Annotated in this window: 10 protein-coding genes; 5 read left to right on the top strand and 5 right to left on the bottom strand. The window is 39.7% G+C overall.

All coding sequences use genetic code 11. The annotated features are described in order from the left end of the window. Positions 1–48: 48 nt before the first annotated feature. Complete coding sequence (locus tag F580_RS0107595; protein ID WP_019027111.1) at positions 49–624, bottom strand: SPOR domain-containing protein; 576 nt, start codon at positions 622–624, stop codon at positions 49–51. Positions 625–757: 133 nt separating this feature from the next. Then, positions 758–2,968 (bottom strand): primosomal protein N', encoded by a 2,211-nt coding sequence (priA, locus tag F580_RS0107590; RefSeq protein ID WP_026301311.1) that lies wholly within the window; start codon positions 2,966–2,968, stop codon positions 758–760. A 283-nt stretch (positions 2,969–3,251) separates the two neighbouring features. Here priA and rpmE point away from each other — a divergent pair, with 283 nt between their 5' ends. Continuing rightward, a complete protein-coding gene (gene rpmE, locus F580_RS0107585) occupies positions 3,252–3,464 on the top strand; it encodes a 50S ribosomal protein L31 (protein WP_026301310.1) in 213 nt (70 codons plus the stop codon). Positions 3,465–3,657: 193 nt separating this feature from the next. On the opposite strand, the gene F580_RS0107580 is transcribed toward rpmE, so the two are convergent. Beyond that, complete coding sequence (locus F580_RS0107580; protein WP_019027108.1) at positions 3,658–6,216, bottom strand: zinc-dependent metalloprotease; 2,559 nt, start codon at positions 6,214–6,216, stop codon at positions 3,658–3,660. Between the two features lie 394 nt (positions 6,217–6,610). On the opposite strand from F580_RS0107580, the gene F580_RS0107575 reads away from it, so the two are divergent. The 4 genes from F580_RS0107575 (at position 6,611) to dnaB (ending at position 10,419) form a co-directional block, all read left to right on the top strand. Then, a complete protein-coding gene (locus F580_RS0107575; protein WP_051092063.1) occupies positions 6,611–7,219 on the top strand; it encodes an RNA polymerase sigma factor in 609 nt (202 codons plus the stop codon). Further along, positions 7,212–7,769, top strand: coding sequence for a hypothetical protein (locus F580_RS0107570; protein WP_019027106.1), 558 nt, complete (start codon positions 7,212–7,214; stop codon positions 7,767–7,769). The genes F580_RS0107575 and F580_RS0107570 overlap by 8 nt, the downstream gene beginning before the upstream one ends. A 97-nt stretch (positions 7,770–7,866) precedes the next feature. Beyond that, positions 7,867–8,832 (top strand): DUF4097 family beta strand repeat-containing protein, encoded by a 966-nt coding sequence (locus F580_RS0107565; protein WP_019027105.1) that lies wholly within the window; start codon positions 7,867–7,869, stop codon positions 8,830–8,832. A 168-nt stretch (positions 8,833–9,000) separates the two neighbouring features. Beyond that, positions 9,001–10,419, top strand: coding sequence for a replicative DNA helicase (gene dnaB, locus F580_RS0107560; protein WP_019027104.1), 1,419 nt, complete (start codon positions 9,001–9,003; stop codon positions 10,417–10,419). A 265-nt stretch (positions 10,420–10,684) separates the two neighbouring features. On the opposite strand, the gene F580_RS0107555 is transcribed toward dnaB, so the two are convergent. After that, on the bottom strand, positions 10,685–11,104 hold the full coding sequence (locus F580_RS0107555; protein ID WP_019027103.1) for a secondary thiamine-phosphate synthase enzyme YjbQ: 420 nt from the start codon (positions 11,102–11,104) through the stop codon (positions 10,685–10,687). A gap of 38 nt (positions 11,105–11,142) precedes the next feature. Further along, on the bottom strand, positions 11,143–12,105 hold the full coding sequence (locus F580_RS0107550; RefSeq protein ID WP_019027102.1) for a LysR family transcriptional regulator: 963 nt from the start codon (positions 12,103–12,105) through the stop codon (positions 11,143–11,145). Positions 12,106–12,205: the final 100 nt, after the last annotated feature.

Raw genomic sequence — 12,205 nt, 5'->3', positions numbered from 1 at the left:
TGCTAATATAATTGGGGTCTTTGCTGAATTTTCAAGGAAAGTTATTAATTAATTCATTAGCATAATTTGGCAATAGTTAATATTATTGCGCTTAAGCATATGTTTGTCTTTTTCAGCGAGGCGTTTACGGGGGTAGGGGCCTAAAACAACTTTGTACCAAGTACCATTTTTACCCTTAGACTTTATCACTCGTGCTTCTAATCCGGTAAAGGCAATTCGCGCCTTTAAAGTGTCAGCACGTTCAATTGTTTTGAACGAAGCACATTGCATTTTATAAGGGCCTTTTTCTTTTACTTCATACTGGCCCACTTCGATTTCTTTTGTTGCTAAATCCTTTACATAAGTCCATTTCTCTTTTGGTAGCTTAGGTAATTCTTTTGTGTTGTTATTCGTTTTTTTATCCTGCACTGTTTTAACAGGTAAAATTAATGGGGTTTTAGTGCTTGGATCTGTTTTTAACGACCATAAACCATAAGAAAACGCGCTGATTAAAATCACTAAAAGGGCACTAATTAGCTTAGCTTTTAGCGAGATTGTAGTGACGTTTTTTGATGGCTTTTTACCACGACGAGAGTTTTTTTTCTTTTTTGCCGGTGCGCGAGTAACGTAATCTTGATTAGCCATGAAGAGGGGAGGATCGATAACAGGGAAAATTTTAGCTAGTGTAACTGAGCTAACCGAAAAAAAACACGATTAATGAAGTTCCGCACCAAGAAGTATCATTTTTCCTCATAATAGCGATAAATTTCAGTTTTTATTACCAATTGAGATCAATGGGGTCGACATCTAAACTCCAACGCACTTTACCTAGCCATTCATTGTTAGGTATTTGTATCAGTAATTGTAAGATTGCACGATGTAAATCTTTCCGAGACTTTGCTTGAATGATCAAGTGGTACCTAAACTTACCGGCTTTTTTCTCCATTGCCGCAGGCACTGGGCCCGCAAATTCACAACCGTCCAGGCGCTGTTGGGTCAGAACACGTAAAAATTTCTCTGGATACGATGGGTAATTTGAATCGGCGCGTAATAACGCTTGAAAAGTAAAGGGTGGCAGTAATGCTTGCTTTCGCTCTGTCAGTGCTTGGTGGGCAAAATGATGGTAGCCATTGTGCACTAAATCTTGCAGTAGTGGGTGGTCAACATAATTACTTTGTACCAGTACTTTACCCGGTTTACTTGCTCGTCCGGCACGACCTGCTACCTGTATTAGTAGTTGTGCCATTTGTTCACTGGCACGAAAATCAAAGCTAAATAAAGCACCATCAACATCAAGTACCGCAACTAAGGTTACATCCGGGAAATGATGGCCTTTGGCGAGCATTTGGGTACCAACCAGTAGTTGATGTTTTTTGTCGGTAACTTCTTGTAGTAATTTTGCCAACTCGCCTTTTTTGCGAGTGCTATCACGGTCAATACGTACGATAGAGCAGTCAGGAAATAGCTCGGCTAAACGGGACTCTAATTGCTCAGTACCTTGACCTAATGGTGCAATCCGAACACTACCACAACTAGGGCATTGAGGCGGTATACGCTTTTGACTACCACAGTGGTGGCAAATCAGTAGCTGTTGTTTTTGGTGCAAAGTATAAGGCTTATCACAACGCTGACACTCGGCTAACCAATGACATTCTTGACAATTTATCGCGGGTGCATAACCTCGTCGGTTTAAAAATAATAGTACTTGTTCACCACGCGCTAAGGTTTTTTTAATTTCAGCTTTAAGCGTGCCTGATAGGCCAAATTCTACTTGCTGTTGATTCATATCAATCAGAGTGATTTTAGCTTTATTACTTTTGCCAGCGCGCTTGAGCAGCTGATGGTAGCTATATTTTCCGGATAATGCATTTTGCAACGTTTCAAAGCTTGGCGTGGCGGTGCCTAAAACAATGGGGATATTCAATTGACGGGCCCGCAGAATTGCCATATCACGGCCATGGTAACGAAAACTATCTTGTTGTTTTAAGGACGAGTCATGCTCTTCATCGATAATGATTAAACCAAGGCGATGTAAGGGCGTAAATATTGCTGAGCGCGTGCCAATCACAATAGCGGCACTGCCTTGTTGAGCGCTTAACCAAGTCGCTAAACGTTCTTTATCGTTGAGACCTGAATGGTGCAAAGCAATTGGCACGTTAAAACGCTGCTCGAAGCGGTTTAACGTTTGGGGCGTTAAACCTATCTCGGGCACGATCACTAAAACTTGCTTATTTTTGGCAAGTACCCCCTCCATGGCTTGCAAATATACTTCTGTTTTTCCGCTACCGGTAACACCATCAACTAAGTGACAAGTGAAGCTTGCTAATGAGCTATTAATAGCACTAACAATGATAGCTTGCTCACTTGAAAGTAGTAACTTGTCTGCTTGATTTAGTGTGTCTTCTTGCCAGGTAAATTGGCTAGCTACTTGTTCTTGTTCAATGATCAACTCTTTACTTTGCAGAGCATTTAATTGCGCTTTGCTATAACCTAAGGTGCGAAGCTCTACCCAGCTAATACCATGATGACTGTTAATGAGTTGATATAAAGAAAATTGCTTGGCCGCTTTTTTTTCGAGTTTAATCAGTATTTCTTTATGGTTTTTATCATCTGTTTGTGTCTGCCACACCATTGGTGGGCTTAAGGTAATATTTTCTATTTTTCGCAGCAGTATAGGTAGGGCTTGTTGAAATACATCACCCACGGGGTGATGATAATAATGGGCGCAGAGCTGAAGGAAATTAACTAAAGGCTTACTTAGATTGAAGTTATCGTTTAGGCGGCCGGCAATGCTTTTAATTTTACTGGGATCGAAATTACACTCTGCTTGCTCATCAATAACGATACCAATAACTTTTCGTGGCCCAAAAGGAACCACTACGCGTTCACCGGCTTTAATTGCAGGAGAGCACAATGACTTTGGTACTTGATAAGTAAATAACTGCCGCATGGGGACAGGGATAGCAACTTGAATGTAATGTTCAGACACGTTTAGTCAGTAAGTTTTGTTAGCAATAATTAGCACCATTTTGCCCCGTGTAACAGAGACTGCCAAGTAACATTATTACTTTGCTAGTAAATAATCTAAATAAGGCTATTTTTGGCTGTTTTATGATTTTTTATGTTGCAGTTATTAAAGCTATGCTTTATTATTCGCCACCATTAATTTTTAACTACGTATGGTGCTTAGCATTTTGTCTATTATAGTGATAGACGCTAATAAATGGCTAAGTGGCGATGCGCCCAAATTCTCAAAAGAGATAGAGGTCCCCATGAAAAACGGTATTCATCCTAAGTACACTGAATTCAAAGCAAGTTGTTCTTGTGGCAATGTTATAGTAACGCTTTCTACTATAGGTAAAGATATTCACCTAGACGTATGTTCTGAATGTCACCCATTCTACACTGGCAAGCAGAAAGAAGCTGAGACCGGTGGTCGTGTTGATAAATTTAACAAACGTTTTGGTGCACTTAGCAAGAAGTAGATTCTTCTTTACTGCGATAAACGTAAAAAAGCGCCAATTGGCGCTTTTTTTGTGTCTAAAAATTGATGAATATTTACCTCTAAACTGTAGCGGTAAAAGTAAGCTTAAAAATAGACATAAAAAAGCCCGACAAACTCTTTATTTAGTGAATGTTGGGCTTTTGTTTTTTGGTATTGTCAGTAGTGCTAAATCATTAGACCTTAAGTGCTTTGTTTATCATTAAGCTAATATAAGCATCTTGTGCTTTCTCTGTTGAGTTCTTACCAAAGCTCATTGAAGAGCTTTTATCTAATATCTCGGTAAGTTGCCCTACTGCTGCTGCTTTAGCTAGGTTGTCGTAAGATGATGCTTTAGCAACACCGGCAATAGCAATTAAACGTTTTACATACTCTACTTGAATGTTACGACTGGTAGAGCTGGCTTTGTTACTGTCAACAAAAATAGCAGCGGTTAAATCCGACAGCACAGCGGTTAACGAATAGTCGTTACCGTACAAGCTAGTATCAGAAATACGCTGTAATACATTTTTATGCAGTAGCTGGTTTAATACCGACATTTGCATATGTAAAATCATATCATGCGCTTTAGGATCTTCATTTTTACTGTAATGATTAAAACCACGACGTTGATGTTGCATGTAACTGTACAGAGGTTGCATTTCTACTAGGGTATCACCGGCAAAGACATAGCTTGTTAAGGCTTGCATAGCCGCTTTTTGTATTGCCATCGGCACAGGTGTATACGGCAAGCTTTGTGTTTTAGTGCTATCTACTACGTTACGCTCAACATAAACGCCGCCAATTTGGCGAGAAATCACCTCGGCTTGGCGTCTGTATTGACCAAACAGTGAATTGGCTGAAATTAACAGCTGTTGATGTGATTGCCCATCAATAAGCGCTTTACCTTTTAGGTCACCAAGCAAGGATTGAATTAAACTCATACGATCGCTTGCGTAAGCAACAGGGTTAGAGGATAAATCGCTAGTCATAATACGTGGGTCGATATGACGGCCAGGAGCACGCATATCATCGGCATCATTACCAAAGGCTAAACCTTTTTCACCAGAGCGAGCCAGTATTTTTGCTAAACGAGCTTGTTCTTCTTCAGGATCCTCAAGGGCAATTGAATAACCGAAGTTAATAGCCCAATCATCATATAAACCGGGCTCTGTTTGAAAGTAATCGCCTTGGGTAGTGCCTTTAGGGGCAACATTAATTGGCGCATAATCCATCACTGAGCCAGTTAACGCGCCTTGGGTAAGTGATTTATCGTGAATTTCTTTTTCATCCCATAAAATGGATGCTTTCATATTGTGGTTCAAACCCAGGGTATGGCCTACTTCATGTAGCACCAAATGACGTAAGCCTTCTTTTAGCACGGCTTTATTTTCTATGTCGTTACCCTTTGACATCGCTTGGCTAAGTAATAAACCTTGTTGCAACTCATGACCTGCACTGCAGTTTAGTGCATTGTTTGAGTCCGGCCCTTGATTATTTTGCTCCATATCACTAAAACCGACACTAGCAGCACCTTGACTATATAAGCTGTTATATATCCAACGGTTTTTCATAAATATGAATTCGAGCATGATATCTGCGCCAAGCATCTCACCGGTTAACGGGTTGGCTAAAGAAGGGCCATAACCACCAAAGCGTGGTTGTGGCGATGAGGTCCAGCGCAAGACGTTGTAATTTACATCTCCAGCTGACCAAGTCGCGTCATCGGGTTGAATTTTAACTTGTAGGGCATTTTTAAAACCGGCTTTTTCAAAAGATGAATTCCACGCTAATACCGCTTCGCTTATGGTGTCACGCCATTCAAGTGGAGTCGTGTTTTCAATCCACCAAACAATAGGCTCAACGGGCTCAGATATTGCTGCATTTGGATCTTTTTTCACTAAGTTCCAGCGATTAATAACATCTTTATAAGGTGCCCAGCTGCTTGAAGTCATTTGATCATATTCAGTACCAAAGTAACCAATACGGGCATCTTCATAACGCGGAGCAAATTCTTCTTTAGGCAACTCGATAAAAGAATGCTGTAACTTAATGGATACCGAGCGCGGGTCTGAAACCGCTTTAGAGCCATAAACACTTGGGTTAGGATTATTGAACACATAATCAACGACAATATCAACATTATTATCGTAAGCGCGCTTATCTAGAATGCGTGATTTTTTGCTATTTAACTTTCCTAGTTTAAAACGTTTTTTAGCGTTTTTATCATCAACTCGCGCCCACGGCGATACTTTATGTAGTGATTCGCTTAAAAAAAGTTTATCTACTTTTAAAGCGATTTGGCCATCTTCTACTTTTTCTATTTTTAAACTGGCTAAAACCGCTTCACTAATATTGGCGTCTTTAGCACGGCTAAGTGGGTTGTTTTCGTCAAATTGAAAACGAGAAGTTTTAGTTACTATATCTATGCGGTCAAAGTAACGTCTAAACTCAATGATTTTTGCGCCACGGTAACCGCCGCGAAAATGTCCCGCATCAGCAAGACCATCAACCGTTTGGGCGAAATGTAAAAAAGGCGTATCTAATTGACTTTCATCCAATAACATCAGTGTTTCGCCAGTCTTTTTATCTTGATAAAAATCAAACAAGCCTAATGTCGCTGTTTTATCTTTTATCATTTGTTCAATGGTTTGATCTTTTTTCTTGGCTTTGTCTTCCTTGCTCTCTGCTGCAAATGCCGATTGGCTGCTGCCTAAAGCGAGTGTCAGTGCTATGGCTAGACTGGTTAATTTCATGGTAAGTTCCTTTTGGGGCGGTTGTTATTGTTATAGGTATAGTTATAGTTCTTGAAATAGTTATGCTAATTTACACATGATTTTAAATAAAGTAACTAAGCAATATCAGCAAAGCGTAACAAGATGTTACAAGTGATTACCTAGCCAAAAGATTTTTTTTAAATATGCTTTAAACCTTTTTATTCCGTTTGGTATCTTATTACCAAGTACATTAATTAATTGACCAATTCATTAGTGTAATTGGTATTAATTAATATCGAAGCTTATTTTGGCTAGCAACTTTAAATAGTTAAATAGTCAAATTGGAAAGTTATTTTGAACCTTATAGAGGCTTTATCAGTTGGATAGCCAAGAAAAAGCAGATAAACCACAAACAACAGTCATTGATGGGCTAGTGCGATTTAGCGCTAATAAAAGTCATGACTTCGCTGATAGTGATGCAGAGCATACTTGGATAGCACAAGCCAAAAAAGGCTCACAAGATGCTTTTTATCAGCTATATAAAAAACATCACAAACAAATTTATGCTTTGTGCTGGCGAATGCTAGCAGACAAAGATAGTGCGGAAGATGTCTGTCAGGAAGTTTTTGTGGTGTTATGGCAAAAAATAAATAATTTTCGCGGCGAAAGTAAATTCAGTACTTGGCTGCACAGTGTTGCTACTAATGTGGTTTTGGGGCATTTACGTAAACATAAAAATTGGTTGCAGCGTGTTTTTAGTATTGAAGAGCAAGGCGCACACGTGGTCGAGCCAAGTGTTAGTTTAACCGATGATTCAACACTGCGGATGTTAGACCAACACATCTCTCGTCTACCGGAACGAGCACGCTTAGTTTTTGTCTTGTTTGCCATTGAAGGCTATCGCCATGAGGAAATTTCCAACATGTTGAAAATGGCGGTGGGCTCGAGCAAGTCGCAATATCATCGAGCCAGGCAATTATTAAAAGAGTCATTAACCGCGAATGATTTTATATCAGTTGAGGAGGAGTTAAGTCATGAATAAGCACATACCTCAAAAAAAGGTGATATCAGAGCAAGTACTTAATGAACAAGTAGCGGCATTGCCTAATGAAATGACTCCAGCAAGAGATCTATGGCCGGGCATAGAACGTGCCTTAAACCATAAAAGCCAACAAGTCACCACAAGTCAGCACCGGAATGTCTTTGTCCCTAGCGCCTGGGCAGCTTCAATTGCGATGGTTGTGCTGATGTCTTGGTTCACTTTTTCACCAAAAATGCAACAAGACATACCAACATTGGTAGATAGCCAAAAGCATGCTATCCCTACGCAGGGGCAGTTAGTCAGCTTTATGCAACAAAACTTTCAACAACAAAAACAACTATTGCTTGCTAGTTACGGACAACCCTCGGTTGAAAAATTATCCATGGCAATGCAAACAGAATTAAAACAATTAGCGGACGCCAGAGCATCAATAAGAAAAGCGCTGTTAACGGATGAAAATAATGTCGATTTATTGAATTTACTCGACTTTACCCAACAGCAAGAATTGAAGTTATTACAACAATTATATCGCCAATATCAAGTTATTTAGTACCTTGTGAAGTTGATACAAAGCACAGTTATAAAATATCGTTAGCTAAAGTCTAATTGGTTAAGCAAAGCATTAAATACCAGATAAAGAGGTTCTTATGAACAATTTAACAAGAAAGATACAACAAGGCGTAAACATCATTACAGTGACCACTTGCTTACTATTAAGTGGCCAAACAGTGGCTGCCATTGAAGTAGCTGAAAGCATATCTAGTACGAATGTCACTAACGTATCCATTAATAACCACAGTGGCTCTATCATTGTTATTGGTTGGAATAAAGATAAAATATCAGTCACGGGCACGTTAGATGATGATGCGGAAAAACTTACTTTTGAGCAAAAAGGTGCGCAAGTACTGATTCAAGTTGAATACCCAAGGATGAATAATTGGCGTGCAGATGGCTCAAAAATAACCATTTTTATGCCAAAAAATATCCGCATGAAATCTTCAAGTATCTCTAGTGACATTCATTTATCAAATTTACATGGCGGCGTAGAAGTTAAAACCGTTAGTGGTGATATCTTGGCTAAAAATATTAGCCAAAGTGCTGAACTCAGTAGTATTAGTGGCAATATCAATAGTCATAATTTAGCCGGAAAGGTCTCGTTAGCTGCAGTCAGTGGTGATATTAAAGATACCAACTCTACCGGGCGTTTAGAAATTAGATCGGTCAGTGGTGAAGTTGATATCAACAGCCAAGCCAAAGAAGTCTTTTTTAACAACGTTTCCGGCAATAGTGAGCTTGTTTTAGCTGAAGTTGTTGAATTGCGTATCAGAACAGTCAGTGGCGATTTACAGGCAAAGTTAACCTTAGCTGCAAAAGCCTTATTAAAAGCCTCAACGGTAAGTGGTGATTTAGCTTTTACCTTTCAAAAAGGTGTCGATGCTGATTTTTCCCTTAAATCGAGTGTTGGCGGTGACATAGTCAATAATATTACCAAGGCAAAAACCGAGCATGCTGAGTATGGTCCGGGTGCGAAGTTAAATTTTCAAACCCTAAACGGTAGTGCTTTAGTTAGAGTGTCAACCGTTAATGGTAATGTCGAGGTAAGCAGTAAATAATCTATTTCCTTATAAAGCGGCTTTTAGGAAAACTTTTATATTCCCATAAGCCGAATTCTGCTACATTAGCACTCCTTTTTTAGATACTCGCGAGCCTTTTTTTACTTTAATTAAAGTCAGGGTAAAACGAACGCGAGTACAGTAATGTAGCAGAGTAGGGTTCAGGTAATGGCCGAAAAAAAGCCACGTAAATTTGCGAAAGAACAGCAATTTATTAGAGATAAACAAATCGATGAATTAAAAGTACCACCGCATTCGTTAGAAGCGGAACAGTCGGTGCTGGGTGGTTTGTTGCTTGATAATGAAACCTGGGACCGTGTGGCGGAAAAAGCGGTTGCCGATGACTTTTATAGTCGCTCTCATCGCCTTATTTTTGAAACTATCGGCGCCTTAATTGAGTTAGGTGAGCCGGTTGATTTAATAACCCTCTCTGAAGCCTTAGAAAACGATCAAAAACTTGACGATGCCGGCGGTTTTGTTTATCTCGCTGAGATGATGAAAAACACCCCGAGTGCCGCTAACATCACAGCCTATGCCGACATTGTTCGAGAACGAGCAGTAACCCGTGAAATGATCAGTGTAGCCAATGAGATCGCTGAAGCCGGTTATGATACCCAAGGGCGTAGTAGTGCAGAATTACTTGATTTTGCTGAAACCAAAGTTTTTGCTATCGCTGAAAAACGTGCCAGTAAATCACAAGGCCCTGAAAGCCTTAATTCAGTATTAGAAAAAACCGTTGATCGCATTGAAAAACTTTGTTCAACACCATCAGGCGGTGTTACTGGTGTCCCTAGTGGTTATGCGGACTTAGATAAAATGACCGCGGGGCTGCAAAAGTCTGATTTGATTATTATTGCCGCGCGTCCTTCCATGGGTAAAACCACCTTTGCCATGAACTTGGCCGAGCATGCGGCGATGACACAAGAATATCCCGCACTTATTTTCAGTCTAGAAATGCCCGCAGATCAAATCATGATGCGTATGTTGGCCTCTTTAGGTCGTATTGACCAAACTAAAATTCGTACCGGTCAATTAGAAGATGAAGATTGGGCGCGTTTATCTTCAACCATGGGTTTGTTGATGGAAAAAGGTAAAATGTTCATTGATGATGCTTCTGGTTTAACCCCAACAGAGTTACGAGCTAGAGCAAGGCGAATTCACCGTGATCACGGCGGTATCTCTATGATCATGATTGATTACTTGCAACTAATGCGCGCACCGCAATTTTCTGATAATCGTACCTTGGAAATTGCTGAAATATCTCGTTCATTGAAAGCCTTGGCTAAAGAGTTAAAAGTACCTGTAGTTGCGCTTTCACAGTTAAACCGTGGCTTGGAACAACGCTCTGATAAACGCCCAATTAACTCAGATTTACGTGAATCGGGTTCAATTGAGCAAGATGCGGATTTAATCATGTTTATTTACCGTGATGAGGTTTATAACGATGACAGTGAATTTAAAGGCATGGCAGAAATTATTATTGGTAAACAACGTAATGGACCGATTGGTCGTGTAGCACTGACTTTCCAAGGCAAATATTCACGTTTTGATAACTACGCCGGACCGCATGTACTAGAAGAAGACTAAATACATAGTTTTCATCTTGTCATTTTACCGTCCAATTTATGCGTCAGAAGTACTCATTGACTAACGTCAACTCCGTGCTTTTTCCTTTAACTTGAGCAGTACAACTTAAAGCTGAATACTATTATTACCCCCATCCTTATTTTAAAAGGCTAGATTTGCAGCTGTCATCCCCGTGGTGTTTTAGTCGGGGATCCAGATTTTATCTCTTAAATCTCCTAAAGAATGGCCTCCCGATCAGTAACTTCGGGAATGACGGTAATGAAGATTACTCACCATTAATAGTTGCGACAATCGTGCGGCTACCGGCATGGTTTCTATGTTCACCTAAATATACTCCCTGCCAAATCCCTATATTTAATTGCCCATTCGTAATGGGTAAACTCAAACTATTACCTAATAGACTTGCCTTAATGTGCGCGGGCATATCATCATCACCTTCATAGGTGTGCTGATAATAGGGGGCTCTTTCTGGGACAAAGTGGTTAAAATGCGCTTCCATATCTGCGCGCACCGTCGGGTCGGCATTTTCATTGAGGGTAATGGAAGCAGAGCTGTGTTTGATAAATAGGTGCAGAATGCCGCAGCTAATGTTATTCAGTTCCGGTAGCTGGCTAAGAATTTCATCGGTGATTAGGTGAAAACCGCGCTTTCTCGAGTGCAATGTTATTTCAGTTTGATACCACATGGCTTACCTCATTAAATTATAGTAATGATTTTTTAATATTAACTAGCATATAAGTTAGCAAATTCTTTGATCGCTTCAGGCAGGAGCTTTTCTATCATAGCTAATTGTTGACTATTTTTATCATAACGAGCATACAATTTTTTATGAATGCCTTTTTCGCCTAAACGCATACAATGAAATAGTGATCTTTGAGTTACGCTTGTGACTAACCAATCAGGTAAAGTCGCTACGCCCATGTTGGCCGAGACCATTTGCAACATAACATGGCTATTCGTCACTTGTTTTACCTTCTTCGGTTTACATTTTGCTGGTGTTAAGAATAAGTTGAAAATATCAAGTTGCTCAGGCAGTAAAGGGTAAGTTAGCAAGGTAAATTGGCTAAAATGCTCTGGCAATAAATAGGGCGTAACTTCTTGCTCTGGAGAAAAGTTGCCAAGATGCTTTGATATTTTTCCATGAGTTAAGTGCTGATTAGAGCGGTGTTGTTTAGCGAGCACAGCAATCACTTCAAACTGACCAATCTCTTGATAAATGACGTTATTTCCCGTTAACTTCTCATCGGTAAATAAAATATCTACTTTATTCTCACTGAACTTATTTTGTTTATTGATTGCAAAATTTTCATCAATAAATTCAAGGTCAACACTGTTATTTTGTTGGGAAAAGTGACTAGTCACCGGTAACAACCATTGAAAACAAGCATGACAGTCAATGGCAATTTTTAGGGTCGCGGTAGCTAATAAAGGCGACTTTAGCGCGTTATTTGCCTGTTTAATCTTAGGTAATATCTCTTCGCCAAGATTAAGTAACACCTTACCCGCTTCGGTAAATTCAACCGGTGAGGTATTACGAATAAATAACGGTGTATTTAATCTTTGTTCTAAATCTTTTATTTGATGTGACAAAGCTGATTGGCTACTAAACAACTGCTCAGCCGCTTTACGAATATTCCCGGTATCGGCAAGGGTTGTCAGCGTTCTTAAATGTTTTATCTCGAACATAATGAATTTATTTCAACTCCCTGTTGAATTATTTGCGCTTGTCTTAAACGCTTATTTTCTAGAGTATAACCATTTAAACGTCTAGACGTCCATTTGTTTC

Source organism: Colwellia piezophila ATCC BAA-637, from assembly GCF_000378625.1.
GTDB lineage: Bacteria > Pseudomonadota > Gammaproteobacteria > Enterobacterales > Alteromonadaceae > Colwellia > Colwellia piezophila.
This window is presented reverse-complemented; position numbering and strand designations above follow the sequence as displayed.